Genomic DNA, 19,957 nt, shown 5'->3' with positions numbered 1-19,957 from the left:
GAGACAGGGACCACACCGTGCCCGCGTACGCGATCGAGGAGCGGCGGGACCGACTGCAGCGCAAGTTCACCGAGGCGCTCTCGCTCGCGCGGCCGCTGGCCAGCGTCAACCAGCAGGCGCTCGAGGCGCTGCACCCGGGACAGCAGGTGGAGTACCGCTACAAGTTCACGTCGGTGCCGTTCCTCAACCTGCCGGTCGCGGACACGCTGTCGCAGGTGCTGCAGAAGGACCCGATGATCGATCACGAGACGGAGGGCGAGTTCGCGCGGCTGCTGTCCGACGAGGACCGGCTCACCCGCATCGACATCTTCGGCTCGTACCCCAACTACTCCCCGCTGGCGTACGACTCGGTGCTCGGACCCGCCGCGAAGCAGTGGGCGGATTCGACGCCGGCGCAGCAGGAGTCGTTCTGGCGGTGGCGCCGGTCGCGTCCGCTGGCCGCCTCGCTGCCGATGCACCGCGACGAACGCCGCGCGATGACCGCCGGGTGGTTCCTCGGTCTGGCGATCGGGCAGGTGCGGTTGCCCGCCGCCCCCTACGACGAACCGGTCCGGGTGTGGGACGCCGGCATCGGCGACTGGGTGGACTTCCCGAACCCGCTGCTCACGCCGCCGTCGCGCTTCACGGTGAGCAACGACTGGCTTCCCGCGGTGCTCGAATCGGTGTTGCTGGCGATGGCGCAGTCGCACGAGCCGCCGGTCATGCACTCGATGCTGCCCTACCGGGCGTTGCGCGCGGTGTACGACTCGTCCGCGGAAGACCCGGTCAGCGGCATCCACGAGGTGTCGGCGAAGGTGCGGCTCACCGACTGGCTGCGCACGGGTGTTCCGGTGACCGGCTGGCAGTCGCAGGTGGAGAACACCGGACCGGAATTCTCGGTCGCCGAGCGGGCCGGCAATGCCGTCGCGTGGCTGTCCAGGATCCGTGACCTCATCGGCGAGCACTACATGGAACCCGGGCAGGACGGGGCGCCCGGCGGTGGCGCACTGTCGGTGGTCGGGTTGCGGGAGCATGCCTCGCAGACTCCGATCTTCCGGGACATCGCACCGGACGTGTATTGGGCGACGGGCGAATTGATCGGCCTCGTCGAGGAGTGCAAGGCGCGTGCGGAACGGCCGGAGCAGCCGAACCACGCTCCGGTACTCGCAGCGGCACCGACCGCGATGGCGCACGCCCTCGTCCTCCCCGACGCCGGTCAGTTCTGACATGAGCGTGTTGACGGTGTTCCTGGCGGCGGACGGTCCGGCGCAGGGTGTGCGGGACGTGCTCCGAGACCTGTCCGCGGCCGGGCTGGTGTCGCCGTTCCTGTGGATCGACGACACCGCGGTGCTCGCCGACAGCACCCGACTGCGCGCGCGGGAAACCACGGCGGGCGCCGACACGGCGGTGGTCCTGCAGGACGTGCTGGCGTCGCGGCGCATCGACCGGGTGCGGATCTGCGTTCTGGTCGCCGGCACAAACCAGGTCGATCCGGAGTCGGTGCGGTTCGTCTCCGAGCTGCTCACGTCGAATTCCGGGGGAGCGCGGTCCAGCCGGCTGCGACTGCTGGTGCGCCGCCCCGGCGACGCGGACGCGGGCGTCACCACCCTCGCCGGCTGGCACAACCTGCTCATCGCCCCCGAGGACTCGCGCGGACCGGGGATGGGACACGAATCGCTGGCGCCGACAGCCGATCCCCTCGCCGTCGGGCGGCACGCCGCCCCGGTAATCGCCGGTGTGACCGGGCTGTGGAACGACGCGCAGCACGCCCCGTTCGACGACGAACCCGTGCTCCCCGGCAACGCGCTGCGGGTGGTCCGGTCCTACTACCGGCGTCTGGACACCGCGCGCGCCGAACACGACCTCCGCTCGGAGCTGCTCGATTTCGGCGGGCTGATGCCGTTGCCGCACGACGCCGGCACCAACGTGCTGTACGCCGACGACGTCGCGGCGGCGACGTCGACTATGGCACGCGCGTTGTGGCGCAAGCACAGTGCTCTGCTCAGCGGTGAACGCGCGGAGGCACCGGGCGCGGTCGAGCCGCGCACCATCCAGTTCGTGCAGGCCCTGCGGATGTTCTTCTCCTTCCTGTTCGCGGTGCTGCGGAACGCGCCGGCCCAGTGGGTCGCGCGGGTGGCCAACCGGGCGTCGGCGTCGGTGGCGTCGGCAACCCAGACCACCCTGTTCGGATCCACCCGCGGTGCCTACCGCGTCGTCGTGGGCGGTGTCGACGCGGACGGGCACAAGGTCGCGTGGACCGACTACGAGGCGGCGTCCAAGCAGATCGGCGCGATGCTCGACGCGGCCGGCGCCACCCCGCAACCGGTGACCCCGGACCTGTCGGCGCTGTGGCGCGACTACGCCCGCGCCGCCCTCACCCTGTCGGACGCCAGTGAGCGATCCGCCGGTCTGCCGCCGGTGCAGGTGGGCGCCCACCGGGCGATCCTGCGGACGGCGTCGGACGTGGTTCCCGGCCCGGGCGACCGGTTCACGGACATCCCCGGAATGGTGTCGGCCACGCTGAGCCTGCACGCCGTGGAACCGGCGGACATTCTCGGGGTCACCGAAACCCGGGAACGTCTGCGGGAATTGGAGCAGGACCCGACCATCGGACTCGACGCCCGGCGGACGAGTTCCGCACTCGGTGTGTGGTGGAGCCGGAAGCAGCGCAGTTTCGCGGTGTCGTTCGGATCGATCCTGACGAGCCGCCTCGACGCCACCGTCAACGAGTCCCGGGTGCTGCTCGAGCGCCTCGACACGTCGGAGCAGCGGCAGAACCTCGCGGAGGCCTGCGCGGAGCAGCAGGCACACATGTTCCGTCGCGTGCGCATCGCGACCGTGCTCTCCCTCCTGCTCGCCGTCGCCGCCGGAGTATTCGCGTGGCGCGAGATCATCTCCTGGTGGTGGGGTGGCCCGGCGATCGCCGTGTGCGTGCTGGCGTGGGCCGCGGTAGTGGCCATCGTGTGCCAGCGCACCCAGCAATTCCTCGAACGGCTGCTGGTCGAGCGGGACGCGGCCGCGCGCGCCGACGCCGCGGATCGGGCGAATCTGCGTGTCGCGCTTCGGGAGATCGAGCACCTCACCGGGGCTTATCGGCAGTTCCTGTCGTGGAGCCGTGCCCTCGGCGCGTTCCTGGCCGAACCGCTCGGTGTCAGTGCGCAGACGCGAACGACGTCACGCACCGTGGGGTGGGGGTTGCCCCGGCACACCGCGATCGCGTCCGGGACGCCCAGCACCGGGCAGGTGGAGCGGGTGGCGGAGGCCCTGCGCCGCGACCTGTTCACGGTCGGGTGGCTGACCGACCCCTGGGACACCGTGCTCGGTTCGGCAGGCGCGGCGCTCGGCTCCGCCGGCCACGACATCGACCGGGACCCGGGTCTGCTGGCCGCGAAGCCCGGTGCCGGCTCCGGTTCGGCGCTGGACGAGTGGTCGCAGCGGTTCGATCAGGGCACGGTCCGCGCGACCGGTGCCGCCGTCCTATGGCAGCGGGCTCTCGCCGAATTGACGGGAACCCGAGAAGAACTCGTCCACGGACTGCTCGAGACCGTCGAATACTTCGACGGGGGAGCGCCGCGGCGGGTCGGGGTCGACGAGTTCGTCGCCGGAATCGGCACCGAGTCGGACGGTGTCGCGTTCTTCGACCGGTCGATCTTCAGTGACACGGCGTCGACCAAGGGCCTGTCCGCGGTGTCGGGCGAGACGGTGACCCGCGTGCGTGTCGGCTGCGGGCTCGTGGCCGTCACGACCCAGTACACCGACGGACTGTCGGACGAGGATCTGCGCGCGACCCACGGCCGTCGCGCCGACACGGTGGAGATGCAGCGGATCCCCGAGTTCGAATTGCGTCCGGCCCGGCAGACGTCGACCGCCCCCGACAGTGCCGTGCGAACCGCATTCGTCGTCCCGGTCGTCGACGGCCTCAACTTCTGAAAGCGAGTGGAACCGTGACCGAGGTTGCCTCCCCAGCAGTGTCCGATGGTGCCCTCGCGGCGCTGCAGCAGTGGCGACAGCAGCAGATCGAGGACGGCAGGCTGCGCCCGGGCGTCGTCAAGGACACGCATCTGCAGCAGATCCTCCGATCGAACCGGCGCACCGCCGAGGAGATCGAACCGATGCTGCCCCGGCAGGCGAAGCCGTTCGTCGACGACGTCGTCGCCCTGCTGTCGTCCGCCCCCGCCGCGGCGACCACCCGCGCGTCCGAGCCGGCCCGACCCGCAGCGCCGCCGCCGGTCACCGAACCCGCACCGGGCAGCGAGCACGTGGTCTCGCTCCGCACCGAGGACTTCTGCGAATTCCTGCACGCCGACTCGGATCACCCCGTCGGAGCGGTGACGATCAGCACCGAACCCACCGGCGGGCACCTGCTCGAGTGGGAGCCGACGCCGGCGCAGGCGGGGCAGACGGTGCTCTACCGCGTCGTGTCCGGCGAGAACCACCGCGCCTACAAGCCCGAGGCCGGCCGGCTCGTCGGCGTCACCCGGGGCACCGTTCTCGTCGACACCGAACCCCCGGCCGCCGCGGTGCGGCACCTCCAGGTCTGGTGCCATGTCGGACGCGACGAGCGGGACGCCGTCCGACGGCAGCCCGTCCTCATCGCGGAAGGCCACATCCTCAGTCCGGTCACCGAATTCATCGTGATGGAGGACGAGGGGGCCGTCATCGGCCAGTGGAGTGCGTGGCCCACAGTCACCACCGTGCGCGTGCTCCGCATCCCACTCGACGGCAGTGTCCGCGTCGACAACGACCAGCGGCACCGCATCCTCGCCGACCAGGCCAACCTCGGCGGGTTCGTCGATCGCGACGCCCGCCGCGGGCAGCGCTACCTCTACCGCGCGATCTGCGAGGTGGAGGTGGACGGGCACACGCGGCTGTCGGCGGTCGCGCAGGCCGAGATCGCGGTGTCGGCGGTGCTCGAAGAGGTCGAGGATCTGCACGTCACCACGCACGGCGACAGCGACAACCTGCGGTTCGATCTGCAATGGACGCCACCCGGCATCGGCGCCGTGATGCTGTACCGCACGGAGTCGGCGCCGCGGGCCGGTCTCGACGGCGCGGTGCTCGCCGCCGACGCTCTGGAACTGTCGGGTGGACTTCCCGGTTCCGCGCGGCTGGTGCACCCGGCCGTCGCGGGCGAGGACGGCACGCACCGGATGACGGACGTGTCGTGGCCGCGCGGCTGGGTGCGCGCGTACTTCACCCCGGTGACATCGCTGGACGGGCAGGTTCAGGTGGGGCGCACGTTCATCGCGACGCGGCCGCTGCCGCCGCTGCGGGACGTCCGGATCGTCGAACGCTGCTCCGAGCAGGTGCTCACGTTCCCGTGGCCGGAGGGTGCGGCGTCGGTGTCCGTGTACCTCAGTGCGCCGGAGATTTCCGCCGAGCACGCCATCGAGCAGCGGCCGATGGCCGAGATCTCCCGCTCGACCTACGACCGGGACGGTGGACTGCATCTGCCTGAACCGCTGCCTCCGCGTGGATGTTCCGTCCACGTCGTCCCCGTCGCCTACACGGCGGGTGAGCGGATCGTCGGAATCCCGGCCACCGTCGAGTATCCGGGTCTGCTGCGCATCGAGTACCGGCTGGAGACGAAGCGGTCGCCGACCGGGAACGCCGCCACCGCCGTCATCCGGCTCGCATCCGAACTGGAATTGCCGACGGCACCGCCGTTCGTCGTGGTGTTCAACGCCGGACGGTTGCCGCTCAGTGCCCGCGACGGCGAGCCGCTCGAGGTCCGCGGCGACGGCCAGACCACGGCCGGGGCCCGCAGTTTCCACCCGCGCGGTCTGCGCAAGGAATTCGGGCAGCCCTGGACGGCCGACGTCTCCGGCAGGGTCGGATTCCTCCGCGTCTTCGCCGATGTGCGGCCGGAGACCAACCGGACGCTCGCGCTGATCGATCCGCCGGTCGATCAGCTTCGCCTGCTCGATCTTCCGCCCGGACCGGTGGAATGAGCGCACCGCAGCAGACACCCGGACCGCCGCGGTTCGGTCAACTCACCTACACGTCGTTCGACGCCCCCGACCGGGGCCGGGCGGGCGGCGGCTGGCAGGTCAAGGACGTCAGCGACGGCGTCAGCGCCGCCGAGCAGGAATTCATGCGCGCCGGTGTGGCAACCCGATTCGACTCCCCGCAGGCGCTGCCGCAGTTCCCCACCCCGGCCGACATCGCGGCGCGCCCGCGGCGCCTGGTGTACGCGCCGACGGAGACCGGCGGCTGCTACTGGCACACGGTGCCCGCCGGCGCCGACGCGTCGGGTCGGCCCGGCAACGTCTTCGCGCACGTCGTCGTCGACCGCGCCCCGGACACGTCCGTCCGGCCCGTCGAACGGTGGGGTTCGCCCGACTGGCTCACACCGTACGGCGCGGACGCGGTCGCGGCCGCCGAACTCCCGGGCAGCGCGCCGGCGCCGGCCGGAATGATCGATCGCGCAGCAGTTCTCGACTTCCTGCTCGATCCCGGAACGTGGCGCGTCGGTGTGCTGGGTCTGCTGCTGGACGCGGTGGACCAGGCGATGCACGGCGGCCCGCGTGTCGTGCTGGGATGCGCCGACGCGGAGCACGCGGCCCGGTGGATCGGCGCGCTCTCGCACTTCATGTCGCCCGGTGCGGCGCAGACATTCGGCTGGTCGACCTTCGACCGCAGCTCGACGGTCGTCGACACCCTGTCCCGGGGCGTGCACCTGGCCTGCGTGCCGGCGCGCGACGCCGTGGACGCGGTGGACGGCTGCGTCGTCCTCAATGAGGCCGACACCCCCGACCTCGGCGAATGGGGCGGGGAACCGCACCGGACGGCGACGGGGCAGCAGGTGCCGGTTACGGCGTGGTCGGTGCTCGCACAGACCGTGCTCGTCGATCCCGGCAGCGCCCGACGCGCACTCGACCACCAGGACACCCTGGCCACCGCCGTGGGCGACCGCGACCTCGCCGGTGCCTGGCCGCTCGCCATGGCCGTGCTCACGAATCCCGAACTCCACGACGCCCTGCCCGAGGCCACGGCCGTGGTGCTCGCGCAGTCGCCGGACACGCTGTCCGCGTTCCCCGACGAGCTCGCGGTCGTCGCGCACGTGGTGGACGAACACCTGCCCGGAAACATGGGCGAGGCGTGGCGGGTGGTCGCGGACTGGCAGCAGAATGCCCGACCGGCACCGGTGGTGTGGGACGTGGCCGGACGGGTGCTCACGTATCGGGCGCTCGCCGACGGCGAGTGGATCCGAGCCTCCGGACCGGCAGAGTTCGCCCTGTTCGAGACGTGGCCGCATTCCGAGGATCTCGAGCGGGCAGCGGAGAAGGTCCTCTCGACGCTCTTGCAGGGAACCGACCCCGCTACGGCCGCGCACGATGCCGTGAAGACTCTCGACCTGCTCCTGCACGCACACCTCGTCGGCGACTCCGGGCACGACCTCGCCACCGAGCTGCTCGACCGCGTCGTCGTCCCGGTCCTGTGTGATCACGAGGCGGGCCCCGCGCTGGTCGCCGGGCTCGGTGCCGTCGGAACCGACACCTGCCGTCTGCTGCAGTCGGCCGTGGCCGGTCATCCGGTGTTCGCCGGCCGCCCGCTCGGCACCCGGCTCGCGCCCGACGTTCTGCGCTGGCTCGTCGACGAGGTGCGCGTACCGACTGCCGAGGAACTGACCGCGGCGCCGTCATGCTGCGCCGAACCGCTGTGCGCTATCGTCGCCGACGCGGTGTTCTCGGTGGTCAAGAGCGGCACCGCGGTGCACAAGAAGGCATGGGAAGGCTATGCGCCGTCGGCCCTGTGGCGGTCGATCTACGAAGCGAGCGCGGGCGGCTGGGCGCCGAGCGACGTCGATGCGCTCGTCGACGCCTACGACTGGACGGTCGCGCAGTGGTGCGAACTCGTCGGCGCGTTCCCCGATCACGTCGCACCCGGGTTCCTGCTGCCGGTTCTCGTGCTCGAGCCGTGGGGACCGGAGGTGGAGATGATCGTCAAGCACCTCGACGCGAACCGCACCGGCGCCTCGGTGGGCTCTCGCGCCACGCATCCCGTCGACGCACTGGCGGTGTCGTGGGCGCTCATCCGGGCGCAGGATCAGTGGGACCGGATCGACTACCCGAGGCTCCGCCGCGCACTCGAACGGCACGGCTGGCCAGTTCTCAAGGACTACGGCGACGCCTGCCCGGCGCAGCTACCTCAGGATCTCCTCGTCCGCCTCGCCGTGGTCGCGGTCGCCGGGTTCCAGTTCTTCCCGCCGCACAACGGCACCTACATGCCGACGATGCCGGCGGGTCACGTCGAGGCGTTGGCGCGTGCGGTGGATCAGGACTCGGATTTCGCGGTCACCGCCCTCGTCGATCTGGTGCGGAGCGGTGCCCTCAACGAGCACTGGGTGATCCGGTCGGCGGTGCTCAGCTCTCCGGCGGCCCCGCATATCGAATCGGTGCTGAACCGGGACGACCTGCTCTGCCGGCTCCAGGTCGGGCCGGCGCAGGCGCGACGGTCGCTGCTCGAGCAGGTCGCGGCGATCGTCATGGGCGACGGCGACTACCGCGGTCCCGTCGGCACCTTCGAGGTGTCTGCGTCGCTGCGCGCGGAGATGCGGGAACGCCACGACGTCGCCGATCGGTTCCGGGCAGGCGACGCGTATGCGCGGTTCGCGTCGAGTTGGCTCGAGGACGTCGAATCAGGGTTCGTGCTGCTCGCTCACGAACGGTCGGGTCGGCGATGAGCGGGACGACAGTACGCATGCGCACCGCATGCAGGGGAAAGGGATCGAACTGATGTCGGGATATGTGCTGAACGGTGCGGGCCGCGTCGAACTGCCCAATCGGCCGCTCGCGGTCACCGTGGCCGCGGCCACGACGGCCGTCGCGGTGCGCGCCACGCTGCCCGACGGCAGGCCGGCCGAACCGGCGCTGTATCCGCGGGTCGGCCTGCTGATCCTGCCGCGGGTCGACACCGAGATCGTCGTCGTCGCCCGGCCGGACGGCGAGACCGCGGCCTTCCCGGACGGGACCGTGCTGCAGGTGACGATCGGCGTCGACAGCAGTCGCGACCTCGACTCCGAGCGCGCCGAGCTGACCCCCGTCGACGTGTCGGGGCTGCACCAGGTGGAGTTGGCGACGATCGCCCCCGCGGGCCCGAGGCTCGCGATCACCGCCCGCCGCACCGCCGTCGACGTGTCCCTCACCGACGTGGGTTCCCGTGCCCGGTCGGCCGCGCGCAGCGCCCTCGCGCTCGACCGGCTGCCCGAACCGCGCCGATTCGACGTGGAGGTCGACGTCGACACCACCATGTCGATGCTCGCGCGCATCGACGACGGCAGCATCCGCACGGTGATCGACGTCCTCTCCGGGGTCGCGGCCGTGGTGGGCACCCGGGAAGAGCTGGCGGTTCGGCTGATCGGCCATGCGGTGACGACCATGCCCGTCACGGAACTTCGGGACGTCGCGAATCAGGTTCAGGCCGAACTCGACTCGGCCGCCCTCGGGATGGGGTTCCGTTCGGCGGCCGTCGACCGGAGTGAGCGCGACACCCGCACCCTGGCCTTCACGGTGACCGATGCCGTGCCTGCCGACTGGGACGGTGCGTGCACCGACACCGTGATTCGCCATCTCGTGCTCGTCGGGGACACGGCCCAGAGTGGGCCCGGTGTCACCGTGGTGTCATCGAGTGCGGTGCCCGAGCTGTCGAGTCTGTCTGTAGTGGTGACCTCGCTTCTGGCCGATGTGTCGGCGAGCTTGTTTTCGGAAGGCGTACGACAATGACGAAGTGCCCGCGGTGTTTCACGGCCCTGACCGGTGACCGGTATGCGTGGACGGCGGTGGCCCCGACGGAGGTCGAGGTCGACGACGTCGCCACCAAATACCACGGCAGCCAGGTGCGGTCGGGGAAGGTCTTCGAGCTCCAGCGTCCGGCCGACGCCGGCGACGACTGGGCCCCCGAGGACGACTACGCGACGGGGAAGGCCGGCGGGCCTGCCGTGGAGGTGTGCCCGCAGTGCCACTTCCGGCTGCCCGCCGGGTGGCGCGACGGTCGCGCCGCGTGCATCGCGATGGCCGGCGCACGTGCCACCGGAAAGACCGTGTACATCGCGGCTTTGGTGAAGACGCTGCAGTTGCTGGGGGAGCGGCTGAACCGGGTGGTGGAACCCGCCACCGGTGAGACCGAGGTGAATTTCCGTGAGCACTACGAGCGGCCGCTGTTCGAGGAGCGCGGCATCCTCGAGTCGACACCCGCCTCGCACACCGGCAACCCGTATCAGCGGGAGCCGCTGATCTTCAGCCTCGGCCCGGGCCTGCGGGACGACACCCGGCAGTACCTCGTGATCCGGGACGTGGCAGGGGAGGACCTGGAGAACCCCGGCAACGTGGACGCGACGCACATGCAGTTCTTCGCGCAGGCCGACGGTGTGGTGTTCATGTTCGATCCGCTGAAGGTCGAATCGGTGCGGCAGCAGCTGCACGACCTGGTGCCGGCACAGGAACGCGTCGGCGGCGACCCGCGGTCGGTGCTGCGCACGGTGCTGTCGATAATCGGTACCGGGACCCCGAACCTGGCCGTGGTGCTGTCGAAGTTCGATGCGCTGCAAGCCCTCGAGCGGGTTGAAGGCAGCGACTGGAGCGAGATCATGTCGCAGCGGGGCGCCGCCTTCCTGCGCGACCCGAGCTTGCAGCGCGCGCCGTACCACGAGGTGGACGGGCAACTGCTGCACGAAGAGGTGCGCAGCCTCCTCGACAAACTCGAGGCGCGGTCGATGGTGATGTCGGTGGACCAACCGCCCGCCGGCAACGCCCTGCCGAGCCGGTTCTTCGCCGTCTCGGCACTGGGCGAATCACCCGTCGGAGATCGACTCCACGACAGCGGGATCTCACCCTTCCGATGCCTCGACCCCGTGCGCTGGATCCTCACGCAGCGTGGGGTGTGGGTGTAGTGGTGGCACGAGACGTAACAACAAGTTCGGACGAGTCAATGGCAGGAATTCGCATGATCAATACCGAAACGCCGCGTGAGTCGGAAGTGTGCTGGTTTGTCGGCGCAAGTTACGGCGGAAGCGTGGATCAGCTCCCGAGGTTCCTCGCGCAGGGGATCTGGGAGAACGGGTACACGGATAAGCATTTGGAGAAGGTTCGGTCGATTCGGCCTGGTGAGCGGATCGCGATCAAGTCCTCCTATGTCCGAAAGAACGATCTTCCGTTCGACAGCCGCGGCGAGTCGGTGTCGGTCATGGCGATCAAGGCGATCGGAGTAGTAACCGCCAATCATGGTGACGGTCGGCGCGTCGACGTCGAGTGGACCGAGATCGACCCGAAGCGTGAATGGTACTTCTATACGAATCGCGAGACGATTTGGAAGGTGGAACCTGGGGAGCCGTTCAAGGATGCACTGATCGACTTCGCCTTCAACGGAACTTCGCAGGATATCGACCGTTTCCGGAACTCCGACTTCTGGCGGGACCGGTTTGGTGACGAGCTGGTCGAGGAGCCGGAGGAGTGGCCCCGCCGCGTCGAGTTCTACGAAGCCGTGGCTGATGCGCTCCTTCCCTATCGCGACAACCGTGCGAAGCTCGTGGCGGGCTTGCATGAGATCGACGATCGAATCAATGTGGCGATGAACCTCGAGGATCGCTTCGCGGATGGCACGACAGGTCCGCTGACCGACATCTGCCCGTTCACGGTAATCGGCCTATTCAACCGTGGAACCACGGAAGAGAATCGACATCTCATCGCGGCAGAGGTCGCAGCGCTCCTCGGAGTCACCGTGCCGGTGCCGTCCTCGTTCGTGGGCGTTCCGCAGTTCAACAACCAGAGCTCGTGGTTGTTTCGCTTCGCTGATTCGCGAGGCCCGGACGACATCGACACCCTGTGGAACCTGTTCGCGGCGGTACTGGCGTTTACGGATGACTCGGCCGTTGAGGACGACGCCGAAAGGTTGACTGAGTCCGTTGTCGAGGCGTTCGATTCTGCACGGAAGCTTCCCGTTGGCGCAGCGCAGCTGGGGAAGGTCCTCCACTGGGTGCGACCGTGGCAGTGCATCAGCCTCGACCTGAAGACTCAGTCGTATTTGCGAAACGTACTCGGGATGGACTTCAGCAGATACAACATTTCCACGGGATTCACCTGCGAGGATTACTTCCAACTGGGCGGCGATCTCATCGACATTCTCGAGAGCGAGACCAGCTCGGTGCACAGCTTCCCTGAAGTCACCCTCGCGGCGCTGACCGCTGACCGCTGACGACGAGACGGATCCCGTATCTGCCGACGAGACGCCTACCCCGATCGAGACCTCGTACACTGTCGACTCGATTATCGAGGAGGGGTGTTTTCTTACGCGGGAGCGACTCGATGAAATGTTGGAGAAGCTCCGCACAAAGAAGAACGTCATCCTGCAGGGCCCGCCGGGTACCGGAAAGACCTGGCTCGCCAAGCGGCTCGCATACGCACTGATCGGCAGCAAGAGCCGGGCCACGCTGCGTACGATGCAGTTTCACCCCAACATGTCGTATGAGGACTTCGTCCGAGGTTGGCGTCCGAGCGGAGACGGCCGGCTCACATTGGTGGACGGACCCTTCCTCGAGACGATTCGCGCAGCGATATCGGCGCCGTCCGTTGACCACGTCCTCGTGATCGAGGAGATCAACCGCGGGAACCTGGCACAGATTTTCGGTGAGATGCTGACTCTGCTCGAGGCCGACAAGCGCACTCCCGACGAGGCACTTCACCTCAGTTACCATCACGATGGCGAACGACCGGTGCACATCCCGTCGAACGTCTACGTCATCGGGACGATGAATGTCGCGGATCGTTCGCTTGCCATCGTGGACATCGCATTGCGACGCCGATTCGCCTTCTTCGATTTGGAGCCCGCCTTCAATTCTTCGTGGCGGCGGTGGGTGACGGAGATGGCAGGATTGGACAGTGGTCTCGTCACGAAGATCGAGCAAAGAATGGGCGTGCTCAATGAACAAATCGCCGATGATCGCGGGCTGGGCAAGCAGTATCGAGTTGGCCACAGCTACGTGACACCCCATGCGGCGGCCGTTCGGCCGAATGCTCAGCAGTGGTACCGCCAGGTCGTGGAGAGCGAGATAGGTCCACTCCTGGACGAGTACTGGTTCGACTCGCCTGAAACTGCGGCGGCGGCACGGGCGGCGCTCATCGAGGGTCTGTAATGGACATCGCCAGCGAGGATGGTCAGCATGGGTACGTGCTGAGCGGTTCCACCCGGATCCCGGTCCGAAACATCTGGTTGTTGATGTTGTACGCGTCGAAGCTGTATCAAGACGAGAAGTTGGAGCGTGCCGGAATCGAGGATCGGGCGGACGACATTCCGGACCTGGTCGCCGATCTTCTCGCCACCGAGGTCGAGCGTCGCCTGCATCGGAATCTGACACATGGCTTTCGTGAGCGGCGCGCCAACCTGTCTCGGGTACGGGGGCGTATCGATTTGTTGGAGACGGAGTCTCGTCAACTGCTTCGGCAGGGGCTGGTTGCATGCCGGTTCGACGACCTCACGGTCGACACACGACGCAACAGGTACGTGAGGGCAGCGCTGGAGACAGCAGTACGACGCGCCCGTAGCTCAGACGTGCAGAATCGGTGCCGAACGCTGGCTTCGACGATGAGATCCCTGGGTGTGCAGGGTGTTCGTCCCAGTGTAGGAGAGATGTCGCGGGAGTCTCTCGGCCGGAACGACGCGGATGATCGGCGAATGATGTCCGCGGCGCGTCTAGTCTTCGATCTCCAGATTCCGACGGAGACGACGGGATCGGAGACGTTTGCTCGCCCAGGGCGCGGTGACGGCCTGCGTGACCTGTATGAGAAAGCGGTTCGCGGCTTCTACTCCGCAACGCTGAAGGCGCCGTGGTCAGTGCAGCCGACGAGGATCCGACATTGGCCGATCGAAGCTGCGACTACGCGGATCGGCGCTCACCTCCCGCGGATGGAGACCGACACGGTCCTCGAGAACCGGCTCCAGAATCGGCGAGTCATCGTAGAAACAAAGTTCACGAGCAGCGTGGAGAAGGGGCGACACGGCGGCGAGCGGTTCAAGACCGGTCATATCTACCAGCTTTATGCGTATGTGCGAGCGCAGTCGGAGAAAGATCCGCTCGCCCGCCACACGACTGGCGTCCTGCTGTATCCCGCCATTGAAGGTGACCTGAACGAGGCGATGGTGGTCCACGGGCACGTGATCCGGTTTATGAGTGTTGATCTCGCTGCCACTCCATCGACGATCAAGGCGCAGCTGGACCGGGTGATCGACGATGTCAGCATCGGGCCGGACGGCGACCTCTGCGTCGACGACGGGACTTCCTGTTCGCGTGTAGTTCACGGACCTGTCCAAACCACCGGTTACTGAAGGTCCTGTGAGGAGACACGTTGGCGCCGAGTTCAATATCTGAGTTCATCGATCCGGCCGATTCATCGTTGGACGAGCAATGGAAATCCGTTCTTGCTCGCAAGGTCGTTCCTGCCGGCACTCGTCAGGTGAGGTTCGTCCCGTGCGAAGTGGTGTTGTCGCTGTGCGCATCGCTGTTGGTCGACCACCACAAGTACGGCAGTACGAGCGCACACCGAGCCGAGTATCCCGTGCAGCACCTGGCCCGGCTGTTCAAGCGACCGCCGTCGAGCTTCCTGGCCAAAATGGCGAATTTGGATGGAAGCCGCAGCCACGGCGGTCGTCACGAGATGGAAGTCTCGACACACCTACTGTCGGACAGCACGATGATGCAGGACGTCTACCTCCGCATTCTGCGGGCGGCGCGTAGGAACGGGATCGATCGTGAGCAGTTGCCGGACTTCCTCGATCTCGAGGACGGCGGCGCTCTGTGGTTGGTGGGTCAGGAAGAGCTGAGCGAAAGCGAGATCGAAAAGTCGCTGGAAAGCATTCTCGAGAAGCGAGCGCGCGAGCAGGACGACGTTCCTGTGGAATTGACCCAGCGGCTACTGACCGCGACGGTTCGCATCGGCCAGCACCGCTTTGCCCAGGGCGTACTCGCGAACCATCAACATCGGTGCGTGTTCTGTGGATTGAGCGGCATCATCGCGGGAGAGCGGCGTCGACGGATGCTCACTGCCAGCCACATCAAGCCGTGGCGTGACAGCACCGGCAAGGAACGGCTAGACAACCGCAACGGATTCACCGCGTGCCCCACCCACGACGTCGCGTTCGACACAGGGCTGATCACGGTGGATTCCGATCTCAACGTGAAGTACTCGCCGGGAATCGAAAGCGACATGACGATCGAAGCTCCGCTCCGTGCGGCCCTCGGAAAACCACCGCTGGCAGACAAACTGCTACTTCCCGATGTGGCAGTGCGACCCGACGTGGTGTACCTCGACTGGCATCGAACTCAGATATTCGTCGCGTCATGATCGGCAAGACTTCCGGCAGGGCGCCGGCCCGGATCAAACTCATTGGCACTACGGCAGGAAGGACGGTTCGGTGACGAACGATGTACCGGAGTCCGAGCAGTCGCTCGTTGACCTCGTTTTGGAGTTGGCGGACGCGGACGACCAGCTGTCTGAGGAAGTCGGCCTCCTAGTCTTGGCCGCCTTGGAGGGAGAGGACTCTCTGAGCGACGCTCTCGATTCCGAGGCCGCGGCTGCCAACGTTCGCGTGCGTGTCGAATCGAAGTCCACGCCCGACCCGATCGGTGCGTTTCTGGACTCGATCAGTGTGGCGGGATTTCGAGGTATCGGTCCGACGGCTGAACTCGCTCTGCATCCGGCACCCGGACTGACAATCGTCAGTGGCCGCAACGGTTCAGGCAAGTCCAGCTTCTCCGAGGCGCTCGAGTATGCCGTCACCGGTACGAGCTACCGGTGGAACAAGCCGTCGAAACAGTGGAGGTCGGGTTGGCGAAATATCCACCATGCATCACCGTGTGAGATCCGGATACGGCTGGCTGTCGAGCGCGATCAACCCACAACGATCGGCATCGACTGGGCCGACGATGCCGATCTCGATGCACCCAAGTCCTGGGTGCAAACCGCTGGGCAGAAGCGAGTCAACGGCACAGACTCTCTGGGCTGGGGATCGGCAGTCGACCTGCACCGTCCGATCCTGTCTTACGACGAGCTGGGTGGACTCCTCGAGGAAGGGCCGTCTGTACTTCACGACGCGCTCGCCAAGCTGTTGGGTCTCGAGCAGATAGCAGACGCCGAGAATCGGCTGGCCTCCGAGCTCAAGTCTCGGAAGGAAGCGCGCACCTCGGCGAACGCCTTAGGTAAGACTCTGATATCTCTGCTGGAAGCTTCGTCCGACGACCGCGCGTCGATGGCGCTCACGAGCGTCAAGAAGAAGCGTGTCGACGAGGCGGCGCAGACCGCGACGGGCGGCGGGAACACAGAATCCGGGTCGCTTCGGAGTCTCCATGCCTTGGCCGACCTCCGCGTGCCGATTCCCGATGCCGTCGAACGTGCAGTCCAAGCACTCCGCGATGCGGTTTCCGGCGCGGCTGATGCTGCGATCGAGGCAATTTCGATTGCGACCCAGCGAAGCGAGCTTCTCGACACTGCATTGACGATCCATCGCGATCATGGGGACATGAAATGCCCGGTGTGTGGTGAGGGCGAACTCGATTCGGACTGGCGACGACGCGCTGAGGCCGACATGGCCGACGACCGCGATCGCCTCGATGACTTGCGGCGCCGAAAGGCGGCCCTCAACGCGGCTCGCCAAGATGCTGCAGACGTCGTCAGGGGCATAGCGCAGGTTTCCGAGGTGGACGGAGTGGTCCTCGACGCCTTCGAGCCCTACCGGCGTGCCGTGAAGATATGGCTCGACTCACCCGACGGTGATCTCGCGCTGGCAGACCATCTGGAAAGCAAGTACCCCGCTGTGGCGGAGTCAGCGAAGGCGCTGCGTGAGGCAGCCACTGCCGAGGTCGCGGCAAGGGAGGACAAGTGGTCTCCGATCGCAGAACGAATCGTGGAATGGGTAACCGCCGAGCGAAGAGCGCAAGTCGAGGATCCAATCGTCAAAAGGCTGGACAAAGCGAAGAAGTGGGTGACGACCAACGCGACGGGCCTGCGCAACCAGCGCCTGGAGCCCATTGCAGTGCAAGCGCGAGAAATTTGGTCGGAGCTCCGGCACGAGAGCAACGTCGACCTCGGGCCGATCACCCTGGAAGGTGTCAACACCAGACGTCACGTCAACCTCGAAGCTCAGGTGGATGGCGAACCCGTGGGGGCGCTGGCAGTGATGAGTCAAGGGGAGCTGCACGCGCTTGCGCTGGCACTCTTCCTTCCGCGGGCAACTATGCCTAACAGTCCATTCCGATTTGTTGTTCTCGATGATCCAATTCAGGCGATGGACCCGGCGAAGGTCGACGGCTTCGTACGGGTCATGTCGCGCATTGCCGAGACTCGGCAGGTGATCGTTTTCTCGCACGACGATCGGCTGGCCTCTTCGGTTCGACAGCTCGGCGTAGATGCGCGTGTCGTGGAGGTCACGCGTGCCTCAGCGTCGGTGGTGCAGGTATCGGAGGCGCTCAATCCCGCGAAGCGTTACGTCAAGGACGCTTTCGCTCTCGTCAGTGATGAGAAGCTGCCTGATGAGGTCAAGGGCCGCGTGGCTCCCGGCCTGTTCCGCATGGCGGTGGAAGCTGCTGCTAGGCAGGTCTACTACGGTCGGCGCCACATGGCGGGAGACGCCCGCGAAGTCATCGAGGCGCAGTGGTCGGAGTCGAAGACAACTCAGCAGAAGGTCGCTCTCGCAATCCATGATGACCGAACGGCCAACGTCTCAGGTTGGCGAGAACAGCGAGCTCACCGGAAGAGCACGATGTCGATTTGCGGTCGAGGAGCGCATCAGGGAGTCGGTGTGCTCACTCGAGATCACAGCAGGGAACTCGAGAAGACGGTGAACGATCTGTTGGAGTCTGCGAAGTGAGTGTGCAGGCTGCGACGCTTCTCTTTCAGGCCGAGATGCTCTTGGACGGACCGGACTCACAGGGCCGAGTTCATGCCCCTCGGCTCGCGGCGTTTCTCGCTCGGCAGGCTCTGGAAGAGCTCGTCGAAGTGCGGTGCGTGGAAGTCGCGTCCGATGTCGGTCGCGCGTCGATGGCGTCTCGGCTCATCGTGCTGCGGGTTCTCGACGAACCGGAAGTAGCAGACGCTGCGAGTGTTGCCTGGAACGGCTTGAGCAACGCGTGCCACCATCACGCGTACGAGCTCGCGCCCACGGTCGGTGAGGTGCGGCATATGTGCCGGCTCGTTACGTCGCTACTACCCGGCACTCCAACTCATGGTCAGTTGTGACCTTCGGATCGACTTCAGTGCAGGTCTAGTCGCGGGTGGTGATTTCATCAGTGACGAGGGGGACTGGTATGACCAGGGTGTATGGCATCCTTTGCTAGAAATCAGTGAGACATGGAAGAACCTCGCATCGCGCGGATGCGAGTCGGGTATCCACGATATTTGAAGAAGGGTGCGGTGCCGAAGATGACAGACGATGCTAACCACGCGTCGGAGGAAGCGTCGGGATCGACTGAGCTGGACGACACGCAGCTTGTGGTCATTCCTGACGAGTTCGGTGCTGTCGTAGTTGGTGACGGCGCCGCGATGGAAGTGTTCACTGCGGACTGGGATCGTGCCCACGGACTGGGTTCGGTAGCCGAGCCGGCCAAGCGCCAAGTAGACGCAGTTACAAAGCTGGGATCGAAGCTGCTCCGAACGACTTGTCCAGTAGCGCGATATGTGTCAGGCAGTGAGCTCTGGGAGCAAGCGGCCAAGCCCACATCGGGAACCGTAGTCACTTTCCACCAGATGACTCGGAGCGCGTCGACCGGGAAGATCCTTGCAAACCCGCAGGTCGCTCCTGCCGCCCTCGTGCCCGGGGCCGGTGAGATTCTGCTCGGGCTGGCCGCACTTGAAATGGCGCTCGCGCAAATGGCTGATCGGATAGATGCCAGACTCGACGTGATCGAAGACAAGGTCGATGACATCCTTCGGCTGGCCTCCGCGCAACGTCTCGGTGACGTTTATGGGCACCTTCGCCTGCTGAAGCGGCGGGTGAATGAGATCGATAGCGGCGCGACGATGACTGATACGGACTGGTCGAGCATCGCAGCGCTAGGCGCAGATCTCGAGGTCGGGATTGAACGACTTCGGCATCACGCCGTTCAGCTGCTATCAGAGCTTCACGTCCAAGATTCCGCCGACAAGCGTGCTGATCAGCTCAAGAAGGCAGTCAACAAAGGGATGCTGGGCGAAACGCTGCGCCTTCTCCTGGTTTCGCAGCAATCCCTGTACCTGTGGCAGAAGCTTCGGCTCGAACGTGTTCGCGTGTCCGAACCTGAGTTTCTGGCACAGACCTTGGACAGCGCGAGAATGACGCTGCGTGAGCATCTGGATGCGGATCGTGAACTTGCGTCGTCGCTCCGCCGTGCACTGGATGCACACGCGGTTCTCCGAGTAACCGAGGTCCACCGTCAGATGGCCGGCCGTACGCTGACAAAGTACCGAGAGCCGCTTGCACGCACCGTTGACAGCTTCATCGACGCTCGTACGCTCCAGGTCGACGACTGGCTTGGTGGTGATCACGCGAGTGTTAGGGAGGCGTTGGTCGCGGCGGGCCACCAGGCGGCGGCCCTTACGAACGCAAGTCGTAGGCAGATAGCAGCGGGTGCTTCCAGCTTCGCGAAGTGGGTCGGGCCGGCAGAATCTCTGGACGAGTCTAGAGAGAAGTCCGAGAACGACGGCACCGACGACGGTGCCGCGACCGAAATGGATATGGCAGACAGCGGCGACAAGTAGCCATTGGAGGTTCAGTCGTCCATGCTTCATGGAGCAAGTTCGCAGTTCGGGAATGGGTAATGTCGGGCGTGGGATCAGCCATCGTGTCTAGCGGTATCGCTTGATGTGTGTGGGCGAACGCGACGACGACAGGTCAGTGCGGCTCAGGAAAGTCGCGTCGTCGGTCGTCCATCTTACCGGTGCTGTCGCGCCCAATGTAAGCAATTCAAAGTTCCACATAAGATGATAGAGCGCGAGAAATAGAAATAAGACCACCA

At 66.4% G+C, this 19,957-nt stretch carries 12 protein-coding genes and 1 pseudogene; 12 read left to right on the top strand and 1 reads right to left on the bottom strand.

All coding sequences use genetic code 11. From position 1 onward, the window contains the following. The 11 genes and pseudogenes from ACFTZB_RS26245 to ACFTZB_RS26195 form a co-directional block, all read left to right on the top strand. Positions 1-1,205: pseudogene (locus ACFTZB_RS26245) on the top strand (hypothetical protein); the annotation flags it as partial. Between the two features lies 1 nt (position 1,206). Then, entirely contained in the window at positions 1,207-3,909 is a 2,703-nt protein-coding gene (locus ACFTZB_RS26240) for a magnesium transporter (protein WP_378435561.1), read from the top strand. Between the two features lie 38 nt (positions 3,910-3,947). Next, the gene (locus ACFTZB_RS26235; protein ID WP_378435559.1) at positions 3,948-5,930 is read left to right on the top strand and encodes a hypothetical protein; all 1,983 of its coding nucleotides are present in this window, start codon (positions 3,948-3,950) and stop codon (positions 5,928-5,930) included. After that, on the top strand, positions 5,927-8,665 hold the full coding sequence (locus ACFTZB_RS26230; RefSeq protein ID WP_378435557.1) for a hypothetical protein: 2,739 nt from the start codon (positions 5,927-5,929) through the stop codon (positions 8,663-8,665). Before ACFTZB_RS26235 ends, ACFTZB_RS26230 begins: the two co-directional genes overlap by 4 nt. A gap of 28 nt (positions 8,666-8,693) precedes the next feature. Next, positions 8,694-9,704: a hypothetical protein gene (locus tag ACFTZB_RS26225; RefSeq protein ID WP_378435555.1), complete on the top strand. Its 1,011-nt coding sequence runs from the start codon at positions 8,694-8,696 to the stop codon at positions 9,702-9,704. After that, a complete protein-coding gene (locus ACFTZB_RS26220) occupies positions 9,701-10,870 on the top strand; it encodes a hypothetical protein (RefSeq protein WP_378435553.1) in 1,170 nt (389 codons plus the stop codon). Before ACFTZB_RS26225 ends, ACFTZB_RS26220 begins: the two co-directional genes overlap by 4 nt. Positions 10,871-10,923: 53 nt before the next feature. After that, entirely contained in the window at positions 10,924-12,171 is a 1,248-nt protein-coding gene (locus tag ACFTZB_RS26215; protein ID WP_378435551.1) for a hypothetical protein, read from the top strand. A gap of 115 nt (positions 12,172-12,286) precedes the next feature. Next, positions 12,287-13,108 carry an McrB family protein gene (locus ACFTZB_RS26210; RefSeq protein ID WP_378435549.1) on the top strand — a complete coding sequence of 274 codons (822 nt, stop codon included), beginning with the start codon at positions 12,287-12,289 and terminating at the stop codon, positions 13,106-13,108. Then, positions 13,108-14,298, top strand: a complete 1,191-nt coding sequence (gene mcrC, locus ACFTZB_RS26205; RefSeq protein WP_378435547.1) for a 5-methylcytosine-specific restriction endonuclease system specificity protein McrC — start codon at positions 13,108-13,110, stop codon at positions 14,296-14,298. The genes ACFTZB_RS26210 and mcrC overlap by 1 nt, the downstream gene beginning before the upstream one ends. 20 nt (positions 14,299-14,318) lie before the next feature. Then, the gene (locus ACFTZB_RS26200) at positions 14,319-15,314 is read left to right on the top strand and encodes an HNH endonuclease (RefSeq protein ID WP_378435545.1); all 996 of its coding nucleotides are present in this window, start codon (positions 14,319-14,321) and stop codon (positions 15,312-15,314) included. 70 nt (positions 15,315-15,384) lie between these two features. Further along, the gene (locus ACFTZB_RS26195) at positions 15,385-17,835 is read left to right on the top strand and encodes an AAA family ATPase (RefSeq protein ID WP_378435543.1); all 2,451 of its coding nucleotides are present in this window, start codon (positions 15,385-15,387) and stop codon (positions 17,833-17,835) included. A gap of 56 nt (positions 17,836-17,891) precedes the next feature. On the opposite strand, the gene ACFTZB_RS26190 is transcribed toward ACFTZB_RS26195, so the two are convergent. Next, positions 17,892-18,146 carry a hypothetical protein gene (locus tag ACFTZB_RS26190; RefSeq protein ID WP_378435541.1) on the bottom strand — a complete coding sequence of 85 codons (255 nt, stop codon included), beginning with the start codon at positions 18,144-18,146 and terminating at the stop codon, positions 17,892-17,894. A gap of 240 nt (positions 18,147-18,386) precedes the next feature. Between ACFTZB_RS26190 and ACFTZB_RS26185 the strand changes: the two genes are divergently transcribed. After that, positions 18,387-19,700 carry a hypothetical protein gene (locus ACFTZB_RS26185; protein ID WP_378435563.1) on the top strand — a complete coding sequence of 438 codons (1,314 nt, stop codon included), beginning with the start codon at positions 18,387-18,389 and terminating at the stop codon, positions 19,698-19,700. Positions 19,701-19,957: the final 257 nt, after the last annotated feature.

Source organism: Rhodococcus sp. NPDC057014, from assembly GCF_042673295.1.
Classification (GTDB): domain Bacteria; phylum Actinomycetota; class Actinomycetes; order Mycobacteriales; family Mycobacteriaceae; genus Rhodococcus_F.
Note: the sequence above shows the minus strand (reverse complement) of the source record. Positions and strands in the feature narration are given on the sequence as shown.